The organism is Bradyrhizobium sp. Ken01, from assembly GCF_055807355.1.
On sequence record NZ_JBVVPC010000008.1, the window covers coordinates 95,489 to 117,004 of the forward strand.

Annotated in this window: 15 protein-coding genes; 10 read left to right on the top strand and 5 right to left on the bottom strand. The window is 65.7% G+C overall.

The window, feature by feature from the left end:
- Window positions 1–4 precede the first annotated feature (4 nt).
- Window positions 5–2,560 carry an ATP-dependent helicase gene (locus AC0L3S_RS10970; RefSeq protein WP_473279053.1) on the bottom strand — a complete coding sequence of 852 codons (2,556 nt, stop codon included), beginning with the start codon at window positions 2,558–2,560 and terminating at the stop codon, window positions 5–7.
- A gap of 241 nt (window positions 2,561–2,801) precedes the next feature.
- Between AC0L3S_RS10970 and AC0L3S_RS10975 the strand changes: the two genes are divergently transcribed.
- On the top strand, window positions 2,802–2,975 hold the full coding sequence (locus AC0L3S_RS10975; protein WP_007613448.1) for a DUF1328 domain-containing protein: 174 nt from the start codon (window positions 2,802–2,804) through the stop codon (window positions 2,973–2,975).
- A 61-nt stretch (window positions 2,976–3,036) separates the two neighbouring features.
- Here the strand turns inward: AC0L3S_RS10975 and AC0L3S_RS10980 are convergent, their stop codons facing one another.
- The gene (locus AC0L3S_RS10980; RefSeq protein ID WP_473279054.1) at window positions 3,037–3,543 is read right to left on the bottom strand and encodes a thioesterase family protein; all 507 of its coding nucleotides are present in this window, start codon (window positions 3,541–3,543) and stop codon (window positions 3,037–3,039) included.
- 87 nt (window positions 3,544–3,630) lie between these two features.
- Between AC0L3S_RS10980 and AC0L3S_RS10985 the strand changes: the two genes are divergently transcribed.
- Both AC0L3S_RS10985 and AC0L3S_RS10990 read left to right on the top strand, forming a co-directional pair.
- A complete protein-coding gene (locus AC0L3S_RS10985) occupies window positions 3,631–5,055 on the top strand; it encodes an FAD-binding oxidoreductase (RefSeq protein ID WP_063995261.1) in 1,425 nt (474 codons plus the stop codon).
- A 50-nt stretch (window positions 5,056–5,105) separates the two neighbouring features.
- Window positions 5,106–5,468, top strand: coding sequence for a hypothetical protein (locus tag AC0L3S_RS10990; RefSeq protein ID WP_473279056.1), 363 nt, complete (start codon window positions 5,106–5,108; stop codon window positions 5,466–5,468).
- A gap of 171 nt (window positions 5,469–5,639) precedes the next feature.
- Here the strand turns inward: AC0L3S_RS10990 and AC0L3S_RS10995 are convergent, their stop codons facing one another.
- Together AC0L3S_RS10995 and AC0L3S_RS11000 are read right to left on the bottom strand one after the other, a co-directional pair.
- On the bottom strand, window positions 5,640–7,307 hold the full coding sequence (locus AC0L3S_RS10995; RefSeq protein ID WP_473279057.1) for a SulP family inorganic anion transporter: 1,668 nt from the start codon (window positions 7,305–7,307) through the stop codon (window positions 5,640–5,642).
- A gap of 275 nt (window positions 7,308–7,582) precedes the next feature.
- The gene (locus AC0L3S_RS11000) at window positions 7,583–9,070 is read right to left on the bottom strand and encodes a caspase family protein (protein ID WP_473260626.1); all 1,488 of its coding nucleotides are present in this window, start codon (window positions 9,068–9,070) and stop codon (window positions 7,583–7,585) included.
- Window positions 9,071–9,126: 56 nt separating this feature from the next.
- Between AC0L3S_RS11000 and AC0L3S_RS11005 the strand changes: the two genes are divergently transcribed.
- Genes AC0L3S_RS11005 through AC0L3S_RS11020 form a run of 4 tightly spaced genes read left to right on the top strand, consistent with a single transcriptional unit; the run spans window position 9,127 to window position 13,405 of the window.
- Window positions 9,127–9,465, top strand: a complete 339-nt coding sequence (locus AC0L3S_RS11005; protein ID WP_473279058.1) for a hypothetical protein — start codon at window positions 9,127–9,129, stop codon at window positions 9,463–9,465.
- A gap of 33 nt (window positions 9,466–9,498) precedes the next feature.
- Window positions 9,499–10,530 carry a TRAP transporter substrate-binding protein gene (locus AC0L3S_RS11010; protein WP_473260621.1) on the top strand — a complete coding sequence of 344 codons (1,032 nt, stop codon included), beginning with the start codon at window positions 9,499–9,501 and terminating at the stop codon, window positions 10,528–10,530.
- Window positions 10,531–10,537: 7 nt separating this feature from the next.
- Window positions 10,538–12,415, top strand: a complete 1,878-nt coding sequence (locus AC0L3S_RS11015) for a TRAP transporter large permease (protein ID WP_473279059.1) — start codon at window positions 10,538–10,540, stop codon at window positions 12,413–12,415.
- Window positions 12,416–12,427: 12 nt separating this feature from the next.
- Window positions 12,428–13,405 carry an NAD(P)-dependent oxidoreductase gene (locus AC0L3S_RS11020; RefSeq protein ID WP_473279060.1) on the top strand — a complete coding sequence of 326 codons (978 nt, stop codon included), beginning with the start codon at window positions 12,428–12,430 and terminating at the stop codon, window positions 13,403–13,405.
- 6 nt (window positions 13,406–13,411) lie between these two features.
- On the opposite strand, the gene AC0L3S_RS11025 is transcribed toward AC0L3S_RS11020, so the two are convergent.
- Window positions 13,412–14,578, bottom strand: a complete 1,167-nt coding sequence (locus AC0L3S_RS11025) for an ABC transporter substrate-binding protein (RefSeq protein WP_473279061.1) — start codon at window positions 14,576–14,578, stop codon at window positions 13,412–13,414.
- A 316-nt stretch (window positions 14,579–14,894) separates the two neighbouring features.
- On the opposite strand from AC0L3S_RS11025, the gene AC0L3S_RS11030 reads away from it, so the two are divergent.
- From AC0L3S_RS11030 to AC0L3S_RS11040, 3 genes are all read left to right on the top strand, one after another.
- On the top strand, window positions 14,895–17,285 hold the full coding sequence (locus AC0L3S_RS11030) for a bifunctional diguanylate cyclase/phosphodiesterase (RefSeq protein WP_473279062.1): 2,391 nt from the start codon (window positions 14,895–14,897) through the stop codon (window positions 17,283–17,285).
- A 136-nt stretch (window positions 17,286–17,421) separates the two neighbouring features.
- Window positions 17,422–18,714: an MFS transporter gene (locus tag AC0L3S_RS11035; RefSeq protein ID WP_473279138.1), complete on the top strand. Its 1,293-nt coding sequence runs from the start codon at window positions 17,422–17,424 to the stop codon at window positions 18,712–18,714.
- Between the two features lie 152 nt (window positions 18,715–18,866).
- On the top strand, window positions 18,867–21,452 hold the full coding sequence (locus tag AC0L3S_RS11040) for an EAL domain-containing protein (protein WP_473279063.1): 2,586 nt from the start codon (window positions 18,867–18,869) through the stop codon (window positions 21,450–21,452).
- The last annotated feature ends 64 nt before the right edge of the window (window positions 21,453–21,516 follow it).

Here is a 21,516-nt window from a genome sequence, read left to right on the forward strand (position 1 = left end):
GGCCTCACGCCCGCTGCACAAAGCTGTCCACGACCTTCTTCTCGCCGGCCTTGTCGAAGGCGATGGTGAGCTTGTTGCCGTCGATCCTGGTGACGCGGCCGTAGCCAAATTTCTGGTGGAAAACGCGGTCGGAGAGCGAGAATTCCGAGGTCGTGCCGGTGGATTTGGCCACCAGCTCGCCCTCGATCGTCAGGGGCCCGCGGCGGCGCGAGGAGAAGCTGCCGAAATCGGGCGAGGACGACTGGGACGAAAACGACGAGGCCTGTTCCTCGAAGCTGCCGCGGCCGCCATTGCCGCCCCCGCCGCCGCCACGATTGCGATTGGCCTGGGCGCGCTGCCAGCCCGGGGTCGAATAGGTGGAGCCGAACGCTTCCATGTCGTCGAAGCGGGAGGCGCCGTAGCCGCCGGTGCCGCCCCAGGCGGAGCCGCCCTTGGATTCCGTGATCTCGACATTGGCCGCCGGCAGTTCGTCGAGGAAGCGCGACGGGATCGTGGTCGACCAGGTGCCATGGATCCGCCGGTTGGTGGCAAAATAGATCTTGGCGCGGCGGCGGGCGCGGGTCAGGCCGACATGGCCGAGCCGGCGCTCTTCCTCAAGTCCGGCGCGGCCCTGTTCGTCCAGCGTCCGTTGGCTCGGAAACAGGCCTTCTTCCCAGCCGGGCAGGAACACGTTGTCGAACTCCAGACCCTTGGCCGAATGCAGCGTCATCAGCGACACCGCGTCCTCATCGGCGCCGCTGTCGCGGTCCATCACCAGCGAGATGTGCTCCAAAAACCCTTGCAGGTTCTCGAACTCCTCCATCGAGCGCACCAGCTCCTTGAGGTTCTCGAGCCGGCCCGCGGCGTCCGCCGAGCGGTCCTTCTGCCACATCTCGGTGTAGCCGCTCTCGTCGAGCACGATCTGGGCGAGCTCCGTGTGCGACGTGACCTCGCGCTGGGCGCGCCAGCGGTCGAACTGGGCGACGACGTCGCGCAAGGAGCCGCGGGCCTTCGGCTTCAGCTCGTCGGTCTCGACCACCGCGCGCGCCGCCTCGAACAGCGGAATGCGGCGCTTGCGGGCGTGGTCGTGCAGCATCTGCACGGTGGCATCGCCCAAGCCGCGCTTGGGCGTGTTGACGATGCGCTCGAAGGCGAGGTCGTCGGCCGGTGAATTGATGACGCGCAGATAAGCCAGCGCATCGCGGATTTCGGCGCGCTCGTAGAAGCGCGGGCCGCCGATGACGCGATAGGGCAGGCCGAGCGTGACGAAGCGGTCTTCGAACTCGCGCATCTGGTAGGAGGCGCGCACGAGAATCGCGATCTCGTTGAGCTTGTCGCCCTGACGCTGGATCTGCTCGATCTCCTCGCCGATGCCGCGGGCTTCCTCTTCCGAATCCCACGAGCCCGTCACCGTGACCTTCTCGCCGTCATGGTCTTCGGTGCGCAGCGTCTTGCCGAGCCGGCCCTCGTTATGGGCGATCAGGTGCGAGGCGGCGGCGAGGATGTGGCCGGTCGAGCGGTAGTTGCGCTCGAGGCGGATGACCTTGGCGCCGGGGAAATCATGGTCGAAGCGCAGGATGTTGTCGACCTCCGCGCCGCGCCAGCCATAGATCGACTGGTCGTCGTCGCCGACGCAGCAGATGTTCTTGACGTGTGTTTTTTCTTGCGCCGGAGGCGGCGCCTCATCGTCATTCTCGGCATCACTCGGCGGAGACTCGATGGCTTGCCGGGGCAAGCCGGGCAATGACGGATTGGACGATGGCGCCTGCGAGAGCAGCCGCAGCCACAGATACTGCGCGACGTTGGTGTCTTGATACTCGTCGACCAGGATGAATTTGAAGCGCTGCTGGTACTGCCGCAAGATATCCGGGTGCTCGCGGAAGATGCGGATGTCCTCGAGCAGCAGATCGCCGAAATCGGCGGCGTTCAAAATCTTCAGCCGCTCCTGGTAGCTCGCATAGAGCTTGCCGCCCTTGCCGTTGGCGAAGACGGCCGCTTCGCCTGACGGCACCTGCGACGGCGTCAGGCCGCGGTTCTTCCAGCCGTCAATCAGGCCGGCGAGCATGCGCGCGGGCCAGCGCTTGTCGTCGATGTTGTCGGCTTGCAGGAGCTGCTTCAACAGCCGCACCTGATCGTCGACGTCGAGCACGGTGAAGTTCGACTTGAGCTGCGCCAGCTCGGCGTGGGTGCGCAGGATACGCCCGCCGATGGAGTGGAAGGTGCCGAGCCACGGCATGCCTTCGACCGCATGGCCGAGCATCTGGCCGAGCCGGTGCTTCATCTCCCGCGCGGCCTTGTTGGTGAAGGTCACTGACAGGATTTCGGAGGGGCGGGCGCGGCCCTGGCTCAGGATATGGGCGATGCGCGTGGTCAGCACGCGGGTCTTGCCGGTGCCGGCGCCGGCCAGCACCAGAACCGGGCCGTCCAGTGTCTCCACCGCCTCGCGCTGCTCCGGATTGAGCCCGGACAGGTATTGCGGGCCCACCGAGGCGCGCGCACGCGCGGCAATGCCGCCGGCTGCGGGCTGGTGGTCGGGGACACTCTGGGACGTGATCTTGCTCGGCTCGGTCATGCGAATCATTTGCCCCACGTTGGCACCGCGGGGTGGTGAAAGGGGAGCCTTCTTAACAGGGATTGGTCCCTATATGGGGCCGCGGACGGGGGTTTTCCACGTGCGCGGAAAGCCAATTTGTTCCTGCGGGTCAGGCGAATTTCCGGCCCCAGCGGCCCGGAACCATTGTTCCGAGTCGGCGATTGGTTCTGCAAGTGAGGCGCGTCAGCCGCGCCGATCGCAGAGAGACATCGAAACAGAGGTTCGGATCATGCTTAGCTGGGTAGTTACGTTTCTGGTTATCGCCCTGATCGCCGGTATTCTGGGCTTTGGCGGCCTCGCCGGCGCGTCGATCGAAATCGCCAAGATCATCTTCTTCATCGCGGTCGTGTTGTTCCTGGTCTCGGCCGTTGTCGGTCTGGCCCGCGGCCGTACCAGGGTTTAGCGCGGTCTGATTTGGTGCATGATCTTGCCGGAAACCGCTTCGCACTTTTCCGGATCATGCACTACCGCTTCGAGGGCATCGCCACGTTCCGGCCGATGCCCTCGGGTCGCGGCACGCCGCTATGAGCCTTGACCACCGCCGCAATGCGCTCACGGATGTCCGCTGGAAAGGCCGCCACCTTTCGTGAGCCCATGTTGATGTGAAGCGACATGTTTTCGGAGGTCGCAGACAACCAGCCCTCGGTGGCGTGTCGCAGCTCCTGGAATGTGTGCAGCCGCTTGTCGTCGGCTTCCAGCAGCCAGACCGAGACCTGCACGGGATCGCCGAGGTGGATTTCGCGCAAATACCGCACGTGGCATTCGGCAGTGAAGGTCGAACCGCCGCGCTCCTTCATGTAGCCCGGACCGATCCCGAGCGTCAGCCACATCTGGTCGATCGCGCGGTCGAACATCACGTTGTAATAGGCCATGTTGAGGTGGCCGTTGTAGTCGATCCATTGCGGCTCGATCTGCATGATCGACGCGCGGAACGGTGCGCCCTCGATCGTTGTGGCAGCAGTCTGCGGCATGTGTCCTTCCCCAGCTATGCGTCCGGTCGCTTGACTTGACCGGTGAGATGTCCTTTGCCACGGTTCGTCTCGTCGGGAGGAACGTCCGTGGGTACGACCATCACCAATAATCCGCCGCGGCCGGCGCCGAAAGCCCTCGCGAGCGCGCTGGAGCAGCTTGCCGCGCGGTTCGGCAACCGCCTCATTACCTCGCAGGCCGTCCGCGAGCAGCACGGCCATACCACCACATGGATCGTGAACCAGCCGCCGGACGGCGTGGTGATGGCGCAGGAGACCGCCGACATCCAGGACGTGGTGCGGATCTGCGCGAAAAACGGCGTGCCCGTCATCGCCTTCGGCACCGGCACCTCGCTAGAGGGCCAGGTCAACGCACCCGCCGGCGGCATCTGCATCGACCTGCGCGACATGAACAAGGTGCTCGCGGTGCATGCCGAGGACCTCGACTGCGTGATCCAGCCCGGCGTCACCCGCAAGGCGCTCAACGAGCATCTGCGCGACCAAGGCCTGTTCTTCCCGATCGACCCCGGCGCGGACGCTTCCCTCGGCGGCATGGCCTCGACCCGCGCCTCCGGCACCAACGCGGTGCGCTACGGCACCATGCGCGACAGTGTGCTGGCGCTGAAAGTGGTCCGCGGCGACGGCGAGATCATCACGACCGGCACGCGTGCGAAGAAATCATCCGCCGGCTACGACCTGACGCATCTGTTCGTCGGCGCCGAGGGCACGCTCGGCATCATCTCGGAACTGACCATCCGCCTGCGCGGCATCCCCGATACGATCGCGGCCGGTGCGGTGTCGTTCGAGACCGTGCACGGGGCGTGTCAGGCCGTGATCCTGGCGATCCAGACCGGCATTCCCGTGGCGCGCATCGAGCTGCTCAACGCCGCGCAGGTGCGGGCCTGCAACGCCTATTCGAAGTTGACGCTGCCGGAAACGCCGCTGCTGCTGATGGAATTCCACGGCAGCGAGATCGAGGTCGGCGAACAGTCCAAGGCTTTCGGCGAGATCGCAAAGGACTGTGGCGGCGGCGATTTCTCCTGGACCACCAAGCCGGAGGATCGCACAAAATTGTGGCAGGCACGGCACGACGCCTATTGGTCGGTGAAGGCGCTGCGGCCGGGCGACAGCATCGGTGTGGTCGCGACCGACGTCTGCGTGCCGATTTCGCGGCTTGCCGAATGCGTCGGCGAGACCGAGGAAGATCTCAAGCGTCTCAACCTGTTGTCGCCGATCGTCGGCCATGTCGGTGACGGCAATTTCCACTGTTCGCTGGTCTGCGACACCAACGATGCCGACGAGATGGCGCGCGGCGAAGAGTTCATGCATCGGCTGGTCGAGCGCGCGCAGGCGATGGACGGCACCTGCACCGGCGAGCACGGCATCGGCCAGGGCAAGCAGAAATATCTCAAGGCGGAGCTCGGCCCCGAGGCGATCGACGCGATGCGGGCACTGAAGAAGGCGCTCGATCCGCAGAACATCTTCAATCCCGGCAAGATCGTTCCGGAGGCGTAGCGCGCAGGCTCACCGCCGTTTATGCTCGCTCCCTCACCACGGAGCAGGCAATGCAGTGGTTCGCCCGCAAGACGCGCCGGGACATCTGGGACGAAGCGATCGAACGGCCGCTCGGCGACATCGAGGCTGCCGAGCGTATCCGCGCGATCTGTGACGCCGCTGCGGCGAGCGCGGCAGGGTCCGCGCGCCACGACAAGCGCGACAGCGAGCGCTACGAGCGCGCGGCGAAAGTCGCGATGGAAATCGCGATGAAGATCTCGGATGGGCTGATGCGCGACGACGCAGTGCGTCGCATCGTCGATCTCTGCATGACAGCGAACGACCTCAAGACGGCGCAAATCCTGTTTCGCGCGATCCATGCCAGCTGGATCCGCGAAACGGTGCAGCGGGATCATCCGACATTGGCGCAGTGAGCGGTGCGCTCCCACCCCCGCTTGCGGGGAGGGTCGGGGAGAGGGTGTCTCCGCAACGGGACAATCCCCAAGGGGACAAAGCCCTCACCCGGCGCTCCGCGCCGACCTCTCCCGCAAGCGGGAGAGGTTACAGCGAGTTCGCGGCTCGACCTGCGCGAACCAAAGCTGTTCCTATTTCGCCAGCTTGCGCACGGCCTCGTCGACACTGTGGAAGACGTTCTCCCGGGGCAGGGCCTCGAACAGCCTGAACCGCTCGAATGCGTCCTGCGCACGCACCGATTCCAGCCGGGCCAGCGCGACCGTGACGCCCTGTTCACTGCAAGCCCTGAAGACGTCGAGCAGGATCTGCGCGGCAGTGAAGTCGATCTCGACCATGCCGCTCGCCTCCAGCACCAGCAGCTGCGGCGGCGTTGCGCCGAGCACCTTGGTCACGTCGCTGCGAAAGCCGGGCGCGTTGAGGAACGACAGCGGCGCCTGCAGCCCGATCACGGCGACACCGGCGATGCGCTCGCCGGCGATGTGGGGATGCGCCGGCCACCAGATCGTGGTGCCCGGCACGCGCTCGAACTCGACCAGCCGCGCGCGCGTCGTGCTCCAGATGCCGTGCAGCAGCGACAGCACGATGCCGAGGAACGCGCCTTGCTGGATCGGCAGCACGATGATCAGCGCGGCGGTGGCGGCGATCAGAAGGAATTCGCTTGGGGATTGGCGATAGATCGTGGCGATCTGCTTCACGCGGATGATGCGCAACGCGACGAACAGCAGGATGCCGCCGAGGGCCGCGTCCGGAACGTGCTGCAGCAATCCCGTTCCAAACGCGAGCAGCGCCAGCACGATGGCAGCGGCCGCAAGGCCCGCGAGCTGCGATTGTCCCCCGGTCTCGGCGACAATGCCCGTCCGCGGCGGGCTGGCATTGACTGGAAACGCGCCGAACAGGCCCGACAGCACGCTGCCGGCGCCCGCGCCGAGAAAATCGCGATCGACATCGGCCGGCTTGTCGGGATCGGACGGGAACGAGCGCGTCGTCGCCGCGGTCTGCACCATCACCACGACCGTGATGACAAAGGCGAGCGGCACGAGGCGGACCCATTGCTCCGGTGCAAGCTCGGGGAAGGTCGGCCGCGGCAGCGTCCCCGGCACGGCGCCTACGACATTGACGCCCTTGCTCTCGAGGCCGAGCACGATCGTGGCCAGGGTCGCGGCGACGAGCCCGATCAGCGCGCCCGGAATTTTTGCGCTGATCTTCTCGGCCAGGAAGACCACGGCCAGCACACCGAAGCCGATGCACAGCGTGAAGGGATTGGTGCGGCCGAGCTCGCTTGCGAGCACGCCGATGCGATCGAGCGTCGGCCCGTTCGGCGAGTCCAGACCCAGCACGCCCGGCAATTGCGAGACGATGATGTGGACGGAGATGCCGGCGAGGAAGCCGACCATGACGGGCACGGACAAGAGATTGGCGATGCCGCCGAGGCGGAAGGCGCCGCCGGCCAGCATCATCGCACCGACCATCAGCGCCAGCGCGATCGCGAGGCCCTGATACTCAGGCGAGCCGGCGGCGGCCAGCGCCGCCAGTCCGCCGGCGAAAATCGGCGTGATCGTGGAATCGGCGCCGCAGGACAGGAAGCGGTTGCCGCCGAGCATGGCAAAGCCGAGCGAGCCCGCCATGAAGGCGAAGAAGCCGATCTGCGGCGCGAAGCCGCCGAGCCGTGCCGTGGCCATCTGCTCGGGAATCGCGATCGCGGCCAGCGTCAGCCCAGCCATCAAATCGCCCGGCAGCGAATAGGACGCGAGTGAGCGAAACAGCGGCCAAGCTGGCTTGGCGTGAGCGTCGTGCGGCATCGATGTGGAGTCCCCGGAAAGCCTGGCGTCAGTCGGTTAGACTACAGCATTTCCGTATCGGGAAGCAGCAGACGCAGTTTATCTCCATCCGTCGTCATTGCGAGCGCAGCGACTTGTCCGCCGAAGCTTTAGCGAAGGCGGAAGCAATCCAGGATCCCTCCGCGGAAAGACTCTGGATTGTTTCGCGGAGCCTGTCATCGGGGCGCGCTTCGCGCGGACCCGACGGCCCGCAATGACGGAGGACAGATTTGTCCTCCGTACTGCGAGAGGTCGTCTCAGTAACGGCCGCGGTCGTTGTGATAGTCGCCGCCGCGGCCGCCGCCCATACCCATGCCGATTCCGACACCTATTCCGATGCCTTGCATGATGGCGCCGGGCGGCGGGCCGCGATCCGGCGGCGGCGCGCGCTCGTAGATCACCTCATCAGGCGGCGGCCGGCGTTGCCTGGGGGGCGTGTCGACGACCTTGCGCTTCGGCGGCGTGTCGTCGACGCGCTTCTTGATCACGGGAGCGACCGCCGGGTTGATCGGCGTTGCCGGTGTCGAGGGCGTCGAGCACGGGCAGGTCGGGGCCATTGCGACGGCGACCGGGGCAGGAGCGGCCGCGACCACAGCAGGCAAGACGTAGTTGCGGTTCTGTACGCGGAGCAACAGCCTGCGTGCGGTCGCGGCCAGATCGCTGTTGTCCCAGTTGGCCAGATAAGCCTCGAACGAGGCGCGGGTGTTGATCGCGGTGGCGCGCTCCCACGCCAGCATCTGGCGCCGGCGCTCCACAATCGTGCGCAGCCGCGGCGTACGGGTGTCCTGAGCATACAACTCGATATAGGCCTGATAAGCCGGCACGGTGTCGTCGGTGATCACCATCTCATAGGCGACCATGGCCGGCTTGCCCTGCAAGTCCTTGCGCCAGTCCTCGAGGCTGCGCGTGCCGCTCGCAAGTGCCATGGAGGATGCGCCAGGAAGCGCAGCCTGACTGCCGCTGCTGTCGCCGCCGAAGAACTTGAAGTCGGTCGTCAGCGACGAGCTTTCCCAGGGGATCTGGCGTCCGTCGGTCGATTGCGCCACGGCGACGCGAATGCGCTTGAACACTTCTTCGATCGGCAGATTGGGCTGCTTGGCGACGGTCAGCGCCGCGGTGGTGTAGGGACTGTCGATGCCGGAGCCATCCTCGGCTTCGGAGCCCGGCGAGGTCGAATAGGAAATGAAGGAGCCCGGCGCGCCGGCCTTGGTGTCGACGATCGCAAGCCCGTGTCCGGCGCCACTGAGCGCCGGGAACGGATTGTTGCGGCAGGCATCGAGCATGAAGATGCGGGCTCGTGTCGGCAGCGCGCCGAGCGTGTTGAGCAAATCGTTGAGCCGTACGCCCTGCAGCGGAATGTCGGCTTCGCGCTTGGGGTCGAGATCGACGGGAACGAGATAGTTTTCGCCGTCGATCTGCAGGCCGTGGCCGGCATAGAACACCAGCGCGACGGTGTCGGCGCCGCTGGCGCTGACCTTGCCGGCGAAATCCGAGATCGCCTGACGCATGTCGTTCTGCGCCAGATTGGATGCCGTGGTGACGGTGAAGCCGGCATTGCCGAGCAGCTCCGTCATGCCCTTGGCGTCGTTGGCTGCGTTGGGCAGTTCCGGCACGGTGCGATAGGCCGATTGACCGATCACGAGTGCGAGCCGTGCTTCGGCCGCGGCCTCCGTCGGAATCGTCAATTGCGTGAGCGCGAGAAGACCGGATGCAAGAAACAAATTGCGAAGAACTGGACGGCGCATGGTGTCACCTCCATCGGCAATGCGCGCGATGATGTCACCTTTTTTAGGTGGCCGCCATGCGTCTGTCTGTGCACTGGATCACGGTTGAGCTGCGGCAAAATGGGGCAGGAGGTCTGTCAGAGCCAGTGCGGCATCGTTCTGGCTCCATCCATGTGAATTGCGCATTGATCCATGCGCCAATTAGATTGATGCCCAATGCTGCGCGAAAGCATCTTCTCGCACATCGGGTCCATGCCGATCTGATCGAGAATCCCGCAAAAAACATGGCTGTTTCGCCGCGCGCGGATGCCGTCGATCTTCGCGACGCGCCGCTTTGCGGCGGCTGGCCGCAAGCCTTGCCTGCGCCGCCGCTTTGGCCATACAGTCCGCGCAACGGGCTGCGGCAACGACCGTAGCTCGAAAAATAATAATTGGGGAGAAACCGCATTATGTCCATCGTGCCCGTGAACCGTCGCGCGTTCATCAAGTCGTCGACGGGACTTGCCGCCGGCCTCGTGTTTTCCCCCGCACTCATCGGCCGCGCCGAAGCCGCGACCTTGAAGCTGAAATGCTCCTCCTCGCTGCCGAACGATCCCAAATTCGCCAACGGCCGCGTCTATTACGACAATCTCGTGAAGAACCTGAAGGCGAACGGCCTCGGTGAGCAGGTCGAGGTCGCGTTCTTTCCCGACAACCAATTGGGTCAGGAAATCGACGTCATCAACTCGGTGAAGCTCGGCGTCATCGACCTCATGGTATCGGGCTCGTCGATCTCGGCCAATCTGGTGCCGCTGGTCGGCACCTACGACCTCGGCTTTCTGTTCTCGAGCTTTCCGCAGCAGACCAAGGCGTTCGACGCCGGCGCCGCCAAGCCGATCGAGGACGCGCTGCTCAAGGGCAGCAACATCCGCATCATCGCCTGGGCCTATAATTTCGGCTCACGCAGCGTACTTGCGAGGAAGCCCGTGAAGACGCCGGAAGATCTCGCCGGTCTCAAGATCCGCACCTTGCCCAATCCCGTCATCACGGAATGCCTGCGCCTGATGGGCGCCGCCGCGACGCCGCTGGCTTTCGGCGAAATCTACACGGCATTGCAGGCCGGCGTGCTGGACGGGCTGGAGCACGATCCGCCGACCATCCTGGCGAGCAAGTTCTTCGAAACGGCGAAATTCTATTCACTGACGCAGCACAATTTCTCGCCGCTCGCGATCTATTTCAGCGACACGACCTACAATCGCATGGATCCGAAGCTGCGCGAGGGTTTCCTGGATGCCGCGAAGAAGGCTGCGGCCGACACGCGCACCCACGGGCTCGCGGTCGAGAAGGAGGCGTTGTCGGCTTTGACCGAAAAGGGCGTGACGGTGGCCGAATGCGACCGCGAGGCGTTCAAGAAGCGCGTCGCGCCGCAGATCGAGAACTTCATCAAGGCGCGGCCGGACTCCAAGGCCGTCATCGACATCATCCGCGCCACGCAGGCCTGACGTGGCAATGACAGCTGCCGTACCTCTCTCGGGCGGCCGCCACGGGAGTATCGCCCTGCTGCTTCGCGTCAGCGACGCGATCGCGGCCATTTTGCTGGCCGCGGATCTCCTCGTCGTCTGCGGTTCCGTGCTGCTGCGCTTCTGCTTCAACGCGCCGGTGGAGTGGTCCGACGACGTCGCACGCGGACTGATGGTCGGCTCGGCCTTCTTCGGCGCGGCGAGTGCGCTCGCGCGCGGCGAGAATGTCGGCGTCTCCTTCTTCCGCGACCTGGCTCCGGTACGGTTGCGCGCGCTGGTCGATGCCGCAAGTGCGCTGCTGGTGGTGCTGATCTCGGGCTACGTCGCCTACAATTCCATCAAGCTCGGTTCGCTGACGGCGGGCCAGACCACCGGGTCGGGCCTGCCGCTGGAGCTGACCTTCTACCCGATGGGCGCCGGCGCGCTGTTGATGACGGTGTTCGCGATCGACCAGCTCTGCGCCAGGCCGCTCCCTGACATCGTCAGAGGCCTCATCGCGATTGCCGTCGTGACCGGCCTCTATCTCGCCTGGGATTATCTGTCGCCCGCCACGGTGCCGTCGGCGGGAACGCTTATGCTGATCGGTTTCTTCGCGACGTTGGTCGGCGGGTTGCCGATCGGCTTTGCGCTGGCGCTGGCCGCGCTGATCTTCATCTGGGTCGAGGGCGCACTGCCCGGCGTGATCTTCGCCCAGCAGATGGCGCGCGGCATCGACAATTTCGTGCTGCTCGCGATCCCGTTCTTCATTCTCGTCGGCTACCTCATGGAAGCCAACGGCATGTCGGTGCGGCTGATCGAGCTGTTGCAGCGCGGGGTCGGGCGCATGCGCGGCGGCCTCAACGTCGTGATGGTGGCCTCTATGGTGCTGTTCTCCGGCATCTCCGGCTCGAAGATGGCCGATGTCGCCGCTGTCGGCTCCGTGCTGATTCCGGCCGCACGCCGCTCCAGGCAGAACCCGGGCGGCGCCGTGGCGCTGCTCGCAGCCTCCGCAGTGATGGCGGAGACCATTCCGCCCTGCATCAATTTGATCATCCTGGGCTTCGTCGCGAATTTGTCGATCGGCGGCCTGTTCGTCGCAGGGCTGTTGCCGGCGGCGCTGATGGCGCTGGCCTTGATCGCCGTCTCCATCATCTTCGGCAAGACTCCAACTGAGACTCCAACTGAGACTCCGGTTGATGCCGAGGACATGGCGCCGCAGATGCCGGTGTCGGGCCTGTGGAGCGGCGCGATCGCCTCGTTCGGCCTGATCTTCATGATCTTCTTCGGCTTCAAGAGCGGCTTTGCCACCGCGACGGAAATCTCGGCCTTTGCCGTGGCCTATGCGCTCGTCGTCGGCAGTGTCGTGTTTCGCGAGCTCAGCTTCACATCGGCCGCGCACAGTTTTGTGCAGGGGGCGACGCGCGCGGGGCTCGTGCTGTTCATCGTCGCGGCGGCGCAATCGCTGGCTTTCACGCTGACCCTGCAGCAGGTGCCGCATGCGGTCGGCGATTTCATGCTGGGATTGTCCAAGACCTCTGGCACCTGGCTGTTCATCCTGCTCGCGATCGGCGTGCTGATCGTGATGGGCTCGGTGCTGGAGGGCGCGGCCGCGCTGATCATCTTCGGGCCGCTGCTGCTGCCGGTGGCCGTGCAGCTCGGTATCGATCCCCTGCATTTCGGCGTCGTGCTCGTGATCGCCATGGGCATCGGCCTGTTCGCGCCGCCGCTCGGGCTCGGGCTCTACGGCGCCTGCCTGATCGGCAACGTGCCGATCGAGCAGACGGTGAAGCCGATCATGGGCTATCTCGGCCTGCTGTTCCTTTGCCTGCTGGTGATCGCGTTCGTGCCATGGCTCAGCACGGCATTGCCGCGCGCGTTCGGCTATTGAGGGAGTGTTGCCGTGAAAGTCCTGCTGGCCCACACGCCGGAGATGCGCCGCAATTACTACGGTGATCGCAGCCTGAGCGGTTTGCGCGCGGCCGCCGAGGTGGTCCTGCACGAGAGCGATGAGACGCTGGTCTCAGACAGCCTCGTGCGCGCTGCCAAAGATGTCGACATCATCGTGGCCGATCGCATGACCGAGGGGCGCGGCGAGATCTTTGCGCAACTGCCGCGCCTGCGCGCCTTCGTCCGCTGCGCCGTCGACATCCGCAACGTCGATGTCGAGGCCGCCTCGAACGCCGGCGTGCTCGTGACCCGCGCCGGGCCCGGCTTCGTGCAAGCGGTCGCCGAGCTCGCGCTCGGCTTCATGGTCGATCTCTCCCGCGGCGTATCCCGGGCGACGGCCGACTACCAGGCCGGCCGCAAGCCGGAGGCGCGGATGGGCCGTCAGCTCGCCGGCAGCAAGATCGGCATCATTGGCTATGGCAGCATCGGGCGCTATCTCGCCGAGATCGCCAAGGTGATGCGCATGGAGGTGCTGGTCGCAGATCCCTTTGCGACCGTGAGCGACAGCGCCATCCGGCAGGTCAGCCTCGACGAGCTCCTCGCCGATTCGGACTATGTCGTCTGCCTTGCCATCGCCAACGAGCAGACCGAGAATCTGATAGGCGAGGCGGCGCTGGCGGGCATGCAAAGGCATGCCGTATTCATCAATCTCTCGCGCGGCAACCTCGTCGACGAAGCGGCGCTGGCGAAGGCGTTGCTCGCGAATCGCATCGCGGGTGCCGCGATGGATGTCGGCCGCGCGCCCGACCAGATGCCGAGCCCGGAGCTTGCGAAGTGTCCCAACGTCATCGCCACACCCCATGTCGGCGGACTGACGCCGCAGGCGATCGAATATCAGTCGCTGGAAACCGTGCGCCAGGTCGAAGCGATCGTGAGAGGCGAAGCGCCGCAAGGTGCCGTGAACGCCGACCGCTGGACGCGGCGTCCCTGATCGACGCTACAGCCGGTCCACCGCTTTGAACGTCCCGTCCTTCTGGATCACCGTCAGAAACACCTTCGGTGGCGCGTCGAGCATGCGCATGCCGACGGTGACGATGCTGCCGCTGATGTCGAAACGGCCGACATCGTTGATGGCGCGCAGCAGGTTCGCGCGCGTCGGTTGCGGCCCGGCTTGTTCCAGCGCCGCGGCCGCGAGACGGCCGGCGATGTAGCCTTCGAGCGACACGAAATTCGGCGTCAGCGTTGGGTCGAACGCGGTTTGCGCGGCCTGATAGTCAGCGACGAGCTTGAGCGAGCGATCCCAGGGAAGCGGCACGACCTGCGAGACGACGACGCCTTCGCCCTCGGGGCCGAGCTCATTGGCGAGCGCATTGGCGCCGACGAAGGAGATGTTGACGAAAGTCGGATTGGCGCCGCTGCGGTGCGCGAGCTTGATGAACTCAGCACAGGGACCGTAGGTCCCGACCATGACGATCGCCTCGGGTTCGACGCGCTTGATCGTGCGCCAGGCTGACGCGACGGCGCGGGTGTTGCGCTCGAAGGTGCCTTCGGCTGCGAGCTCGAGACCGCGTTTGGCAAGCGCGCGCTTCACGCCGGAAAGACCGTCGCGCCCGAAGGAATCGTCCTGGTAGAAGATGGCGATGCGGGTGAAATGGCGATCCTCCGTGAGGTGCTTGATCCATGCCTCGGCCTCGGCGCCATAGCTCGCACGGATGTTGACCACGTTCGCAAGCTCGAGGTCGCGCAAGAATTCGGCGCCGCTGAACGGACCGATGAAGGGCACGTTCCTGGCGCTGGTGATCGGTATCGTCGCCACCGCGGTCGGTGTGCCCACCGCACCGATCAGTGCGAACACCTTGTCGTCCTCGATCAGCCGCAGCGTCTGCGCTACCGAGCGGTCGGGATCGTAGCCGTCGTCGCGGCTGATGAGCTGGAGGTTGCGGCCGTGGACACCGCCCTTGGCGTTGATCTCGGTGAAGGCCGCGACGATGCCCTGCCGCATCCGCTGTCCGAGTGCGGAGGAGGGACCTTCGAGTGCTGCGGCCTGGCCGAACAGGATCGCATCCTCGCTGACGCCGATCTCGTCGGCTTTCGCCGGCAGCATGATTGCCGCCAGGAGGGCGACCGTCATGACGATGCATGTGGCAGATCGAGATCGATACATCAGGAAAAGTCTTGCCGGGTGCGGTGAGTAGCTTCGGAAAAGCTATCGCCGCGGGATGAATCGGCGATGTATCGACGGCTCCGTACTACTCCGGGGAAACCGGCAACTTGCTTCGACAAAGTCCGGATCATCCTGCACTTCATTAACTAAGCCGGCTAATGCGGAAAAGCCGGGTTCCGAAATTGTGCAGTTCTTAACCGCGGTCCTGTTCCGATAGTGGCTCCGGCGGCTCAACCAGAGGTTCGGTTGGCCGGGAGAGGGGACGGCGATTTCTGCAATGGGCGGTCGGGATCAGAACGATCAGGATCGGGGACGTATGACCGGATGGTGGCGTGCTGCGCCGCTGCTCGGGCTCTATCGCCCTGCGCTCGTCGCGGTCGGAATCGGTCTTCTGTTTTCGGTCGTGGCTGCGGCCGCCGTGGCGCGATGGGAAGGCCGCGTCAACAAGATCGAGTTCGAGAACGCGGCCGAGACCGAAGTGATCGTCATGCAGAACGGCATGGGCGAGTACATCTCCAGGCTCGTCGCGCTGCGCACGCTGTTCGAATCGACCAACCAGGAGATCACCCGCAGCGAATTCGAGACCTTCAGCACCCGCCTGTTCGAGCGCCACCCCGGCATGCTGCGCATCTCCTGGGTGCCGCGCGTGAACCGCAAGGAGCGCGCAGAATACGAGGCCGCAGCGATCACGGACGGCGTGTCCGGCTATCGCATCAAGTCGCTCCAGGGCGATGCGTTCGCGACCGCGCCGCAGAGCGACGAATATTTTCCGGTGCTCTACTCGACCCAGCCGAAGACGTCTCCGGTCTACGGCATGGACTACGCGACCATTCCGGAGCGCCGCGCGGTCCTCGAGCGCGCACGCGACACCGACCGGGTCTCGACCATTCGCACCCGCCTCTTCGAGCCGAAGGCGGGCGGCCGGCTGCCAGACGTCCTCGTCGCCATTCCGGTCTACGCCAAGGGAACGTCGCGCGACACGGTGGTGGACCGGCGCCGCAATCTCGCCGGCTTCGTCGTCGGCGTCTTCGACCTGCCGCTGCTGATCCAGTCCATTCGCGTGACGACCGGGGCAAGCCCCGCGGTCAGCGTCAACGTCTATCCGCCGTTTACGGGGCAGATCGTCGGTTTGGAGGACATGCTGCCGGATTATTCGTCGGCCGCCACGGCGCCGCAGTCGATGCGGGACGTCGCACGGGCCCTGCACTGGTCGGGCAATCTCAAGATCGGCGACATGGATTGGCAGGTGCGGGCGGTTCCGGCTGCCGGCGGTCCGCTGGAGACGACTTACGATCGCGCGGGCGCGGTGCTGATCGTCGGCATGCTGCTGACGCTGTCGCTTTCGACCTATCTCATGCTCGCAAGCCGCAATTCGCAGCGGCTGTCGCTGGCGAACCGGCGGGTGCTCGAACTCGCCCAGACCGACATCCTGACCGGATTGCCGAACCGCGCCTTCTTCCTCGCCCGGCTCGACGAGCTCAATGGCCGTTTGAAGGACGGCGGTCCGACCTTCTCGATCCTGATGCTCGACCTCGACCGCTTCAAGAACGTCAACGACTCGCTCGGTCACGGTGCCGGCGATGCGCTGCTGCGTCAGGTCGCCCAGCGGCTGAAATCCGCTTTGCGCGAAAGCGACGTGCTGGCCCGGCTCGGCGGCGACGAATTCGCCATCATCCAGGAAGCTTGCGAGGATCAACGCGTCTGCCCGACCGAACTGGCGGGACGGATCGCCAAGCTCGTGGCCGAGCCGTTCCTTCTTCCCGGACACCGCGTCGAGATCGGCACCAGCATCGGCATTGCGATCGCGCCCGATCACGGCAGCGACCAGGAGCAGCTGCTGAAGAAGGCCGACCTGGCGCTCTACCGCTCCAAATCGTCGGGCCGCAACTGCTTCACCATCTACGACAAGGCGATGTCGGCCGAGCTCGAGGCGCGCAGCACGCTGGAAGGCGATCTGCGCGACGCCATCGCGCGGTGCCAGCTCGAGGTGCACTACCAGCCGTTCGTCGACGCCCTCAGCGGCGCGCGGCGCGGCTTCGAGGCTTTGGTGCGCTGGAGGCATCCGACGCGCGGCTTGATTGCACCGGACCAGTTCATCGCACTTGCGGAGGAGACCGGGCTGATCGTGCCGCTCGGCGAGTTCGTGCTGCGACGCGCCTGCGCGGACGCGGCCGGCTGGCCCACCGACCGCGCGGTCGCCGTCAACCTGTCGCCGATCCAGTTCAAGGAGGCCGAGCTGTTCGAGATGATCAGCGCGGCGCTCGCCGATTCCGGGTTGCCGCCGCAGCGGCTGGAGATCGAGATCACGGAATCCGTGCTGCTGGAACGTGGCGTCGAGAACCACGCCTTCATGGAGCGGCTGAAGAGCATCGGCATCGCGCTCGCGCTCGACGATTTCGGCACCGGCTATTCGTCGCTCAGCTATCTGACCGCGTTCCCGTTCGACAAGATCAAGATCGACAAGTCGTTCATCCGCAACCTCACGCATCAGCCGCGCAGCTCCGCCATCATCTCCTCGATCGTGACGCTGGCGCGCGGGCTGGACATGTCGGTCACCGCCGAAGGCGTCGAGACCCGCGAGGAGTACGAGCGGCTGACGGCGCTCGGCGTCAATTTTGCGCAAGGCTATCTGTTCGGCCGCCCGCACCCGATCGAACGGATCCTGTTCGACGTGCCCGTCAAACCATCCCAACGCGACGCGGCCTGAGCGCGCGCCTCGAAGGATGGGCCACGGGAAACCGCTCTCGAATCCATCGCGCTCTCGCTCAACGGTCATGCGCGAAAAACGCTTGACCCGGGCTGTCCCGGATGGTCGGAAGGACCGTCCAGGGATGAAACACACAATGCGGCTTCCGTTCTTCTACGGCTGGGTCGTGGTCGCGGTGACCTTCGTCACCATGGCCATCGGCGTCAACGCGCGCACCGCCTTCTCACTGTTCTTTCCTCCCATCATCTCCGAATTCGGCTGGGAGCGCGGCGTCACCGCGGGCGCCTTTTCCTTCGGCTTCGTCGTATCGGGCATGGTCAGCCCGCTGATCGGCCGGCTGATGGACCGCGCCGGCCCGCGTGCGGTGATGGAGCTCGGTGTCGTTCTGATGGGAGGCGGACTGCTGCTCGCGCCGCTTACGAGCCAGCCCTGGCATCTCTATGTCACCATCGGCGTCATGGTCGGCGCCGGGTCGGTGTGCCTCGGCTATTCCGGCCAGTCGCTGTTCCTGCCGAACTGGTTCATCCGCACGCGCGGCCTCGCCATCGGCATCGCCTTCGCCGGGGTCGGCATCGGGTCGGTGACGCTGCTGCCGTGGGTGCAGCACATGATCGAAGGGACCGGCTGGCGCACCGCCTGCACCGCGATGGGCCTGATGATCCTGATCGTGCTGGCGCCGATCAATCTGTTCCTGCATAGGCGCCCCGAGGATATCGGTCTGCGGCCTGACGGCGATGCCGCGCCGGCCGCGGGCGCCGCAAAACCGGCCTCCAACATCGTCGATCCCGTCTGGGCCCGGACCGAATGGACGCTCCGAACCGCTGTCGCCACGACGCGGTTCTGGTGGATCGCGCTCGGCTATTTCTGCGGCCTCTACATCTGGTACGCGGTGCAGGTGCACCAGACCAAATTCCTGCTCGACATCGGCTTCAGCCCGGGTGTCGCGGTGTGGGCACTCGGCATCGTCAGCCTGCTCGGCATTCCCGGCCAGATACTGCTCGGCCATGTCTCCGACCGGATCGGGCGGGAATGGGTGTGGGCGATCAGCTGCGCCGGTTTTGCGATCTCTTTCGCGGCGCTGATGGCTCTGAAATTCCAGCCGTCATTGTGGCTGGTCTACCTCATGGTGTTCACGCAAGGCGCGCTCGGCTACGGCCTGACCTCGATCATGGGCGCGGTGGTGTTCGAGATTTTTCAGGGCAAGCACCAGGGCAGCATTTTCGGCACGATCATGCTGGCAGCATTGGCCGGTGGCGCCGCCGGTCCCTGGGTCACCGGCTTGCTTTACGATCGGGCCGGCGACTACACGCTCGCCTTTGGCGTTGCCATCATCGTGAGCGGATTGTCGGCGCTCTCGATCTGGCGAGCCGCGCCGCGCAAGGTGCGCGCCGTCGCGGGCAAGCTTCAGGCGGAAGCCGGCGCCGAATAGGTTCCGTACGCAGCGGATTACCTTCGCTTCTTTTGCGGAATGTTAAGCATGTCGCGTCTTGGCGCGGTGCGAGGGGACTGCAAGAACGTCTTGGACACCATCGCGGCGCTAGCCTCGGTTGCAATATCTTCCCGATGCCCCCGGGTCTTGCGATGTCCGTTTCCGATTGTGCCATGACAGAAACTCCGGACGTGCTGTTGGCCGCGCTCGAACGCGCCGACGAGGGCATCGTCATCGTCGACAGCGCGCATCGCATCACGCATTTCAATGCCGGTGCAGAGCGGATCTGGAATCTCGCACGCGCTGAGGTGCTCGGCCGCGATTCCGAAATTCTCACTCTCAAATGCCTTCAGGCCGAACCGTGTGCGGAATTCCGTGACGAGATCAGCCTGGTGCGCCGTGACGGCAGCCGGATCCGCGCGGCCATCTCGCTTTCATCCATTGCAAGTGGCGGCATTGCCTATCGCATCGTGTTCGCGCGCGACGTCACCGCGGACGCCGAACGCCGCGTCAGGATCGGGCTTCTCCACGCCGTCTCCGACCAGACCAACCGCGCGGTGCTCATCACCGACACCAACCAGAACATCGTCTATGTCAATTCCGCCTTCACGACGCTGTTCGGCTACACCAGCGAGGAGGCCGAGGGCCGCCGCGCCAGGGGGTTGATCGCCGGCCGCCACACCGATCGCAAGGCTGTTGCGAAACTCGTCAAGCGCCTGATGCATGGCGGCCACCGCGGCGAGATCGAGATGCTCGCCTATGACAAGGACGGCGAGGAGATCTGGGTCTGCGCCCGCATCGATGCCTTCCGCGACAAGAAGGGCCAGGTCAAGCACTTCTTCGCGCTGCTCGAGGATATCACCGAGGCCAAGCAGCTGCGCTCGCTGCAGCAGCTCATCATGGGCGCGCTCGCTGATGAGGTTCCGATCGGCGAGATCGCCGACCGGCTGTGCCGCCGTGTCGAGCAGATGGCGCCCGACGTCGTCTGTTCGCTGCTGCACGTCGACGCCGCGGGCCTGATCCATCCGCTCGGCGGTCCAAGCCTGCCCGAGGACTATTCCCGCGCACTGGAGGGCATTGCCATCGGGCCCAATGTCGGCTCGTGCGGAACCGCGGCCTTCTACGGCGAGCCGGTGCTGGCGACCGATCTGGAGACCGACCCGCGCTGGCAGCCCTACAAGGCGATGCCGCTCGCGATTGGCCTGCGCGCATGCTGGTCGACGCCGGTCAAGGCCAAGGACGGACGGGTCATCGCCACCTTCGCCTTCTACTACCGGGAACCCCGCGCGCCGAGCAATTGGCATCGGCGCATCGTCGAGGCCTGCGTCAATCTCGGCGCCTTCGCGATCGAGCGCAAGGAAGCGCGCGCCGAGATCGCGCGGCTCGCCTATCACGACATCCTCACCGGCCTGCCGAACCGCGCGCAATTGCGGCGCCTGATCACCACCGCCATCGATGCCTGCCCGACCGGCAGCCACGTCGCGCTGGCCTTCCTCGACGTCGATCATTTCAAGGACGTCAACGACACGCTCGGTCATGCCGCCGGCGACGAGCTCCTGATCCAGCTGGCGCAGCGCCTGCGCGAGCAGATCGGACCCGAGGACATGCTGGGGCGGCTCGGCGGCGACGAGTTCGTCATCCTGCTGCCGCGGCGCAACGCCGAGGGTGCCGAGCGCGTCGCGGCCGGAATCACCGAAGCGCTGGCCGCGCCGCTGCGGCTCGGCTCCAGGCAGCTGCAGATGTCGGCGAGCATCGGCGTCAGCCTCTATCCCGATCATGCGACCGACATCGACACCCTGATGCAGCAGGCGGACGCGGCCATGTACATGGCCAAGCAGGCGGGACGTTCGACCCATCGCCTGTTCAGCGCCGAGATGAACGGGCTCACCGAGCAGCGGCTGGCCTTGATTGCGGCGCTGCGCCGCGCCATCGCCGAGGGCGCGCTGACCCTCCGCTATCAGCCGCAGATCCGCAGCTGCGACGGCGCGATCCATGGCGTCGAGGCGCTGGCGCGCTGGCATGATGCCGAGCTCGGCGACGTCTCGCCGGCAAAATTCATCCCGCTCGCCGAAGAGTGCGGCCTGATCGAGCAGATCGGCCTGTGGTCGGTGCGCGAGGCCTGCCGGCAGATGGCGAGCTGGCGTCGCGCCGGGCTCGACATTCCATCCGTGTCGGTGAACCTGTCGCCGATCAATTTCCGCAACGTCACGCTGGCCGCGCGGCTCAAGGACATCCTCGCCGAATACGATCTGCCGGCGGACGCGCTGATGCTCGAGATCACCGAGGGCGCGTTCATGCAGGACAGCGTCGCCGCGCTCGAGACGATGAACGCGATCCGGGAGCTCGGCGTCGGGCTTTCGGTGGACGATTTCGGCACCGGCTATTCCAGCCTCAGCCGGCTCGCCCATCTGCCGATCCGCGAGCTCAAGATCGACCGCAGCTTCATGCGCGACATCGAGCGTGACGCTGGCGCGCTCGCGATCGCCACCGCCGTGGTGCGCGTCGGGCAGGGCCTCGGCATGACCGTCGTCGGCGAAGGGGTCGAGACCGAGGCGCAACGCAAGGTGCTGGCCGAACTCGGCTGCGACGTCGTGCAAGGCTTTCTTTACGCGCCCGCGCTCGCGCCTGTAGCCTTCGAGCGCTGGCTGATCGAGCACTGCGCCGAGCAGGCGCAGGCGATGTTGGCTCGTCTCGACATTGCACCGGCCGGCGCGCCCACGGCGAAGCGGTCGGCGTAGGGCGTCACTTCGAACAGATCACCCCCCAAACAAACCTCTTGTTAATCCTCTGGTGATCAGTTGA

Excerpts from the sequence above, each read along its gene's own strand:
- AC0L3S_RS10970 (WP_473279053.1), bottom strand. The coding sequence starts at position 2,560 with ATGATTCGCATGACCGAGCCGAGCAAGATCACGTCCCAGAGTGTCCCC.
- AC0L3S_RS10975 (WP_007613448.1), top strand. The coding sequence starts at position 2,802 with ATGCTTAGCTGGGTAGTTACGTTTCTGGTTATCGCCCTGATCGCCGGT.
- AC0L3S_RS10980 (WP_473279054.1), bottom strand. The coding sequence starts at position 3,543 with ATGCCGCAGACTGCTGCCACAACGATCGAGGGCGCACCGTTCCGCGCG.
- AC0L3S_RS10990 (WP_473279056.1), top strand. The coding sequence starts at position 5,106 with ATGCAGTGGTTCGCCCGCAAGACGCGCCGGGACATCTGGGACGAAGCG.
- AC0L3S_RS10995 (WP_473279057.1), bottom strand. The coding sequence starts at position 7,307 with ATGCCGCACGACGCTCACGCCAAGCCAGCTTGGCCGCTGTTTCGCTCA.
- AC0L3S_RS11000 (WP_473260626.1), bottom strand. The coding sequence starts at position 9,070 with ATGCGCCGTCCAGTTCTTCGCAATTTGTTTCTTGCATCCGGTCTTCTC.
- AC0L3S_RS11005 (WP_473279058.1), top strand. The coding sequence starts at position 9,127 with ATGCGTCTGTCTGTGCACTGGATCACGGTTGAGCTGCGGCAAAATGGG.
- AC0L3S_RS11010 (WP_473260621.1), top strand. The coding sequence starts at position 9,499 with ATGTCCATCGTGCCCGTGAACCGTCGCGCGTTCATCAAGTCGTCGACG.
- AC0L3S_RS11015 (WP_473279059.1), top strand. The coding sequence starts at position 10,538 with ATGACAGCTGCCGTACCTCTCTCGGGCGGCCGCCACGGGAGTATCGCC.
- AC0L3S_RS11025 (WP_473279061.1), bottom strand. The coding sequence starts at position 14,578 with ATGTATCGATCTCGATCTGCCACATGCATCGTCATGACGGTCGCCCTC.
- AC0L3S_RS11030 (WP_473279062.1), top strand. The coding sequence starts at position 14,895 with ATGACCGGATGGTGGCGTGCTGCGCCGCTGCTCGGGCTCTATCGCCCT.
- AC0L3S_RS11035 (WP_473279138.1), top strand. The coding sequence starts at position 17,422 with ATGCGGCTTCCGTTCTTCTACGGCTGGGTCGTGGTCGCGGTGACCTTC.
- AC0L3S_RS11040 (WP_473279063.1), top strand. The coding sequence starts at position 18,867 with ATGTCCGTTTCCGATTGTGCCATGACAGAAACTCCGGACGTGCTGTTG.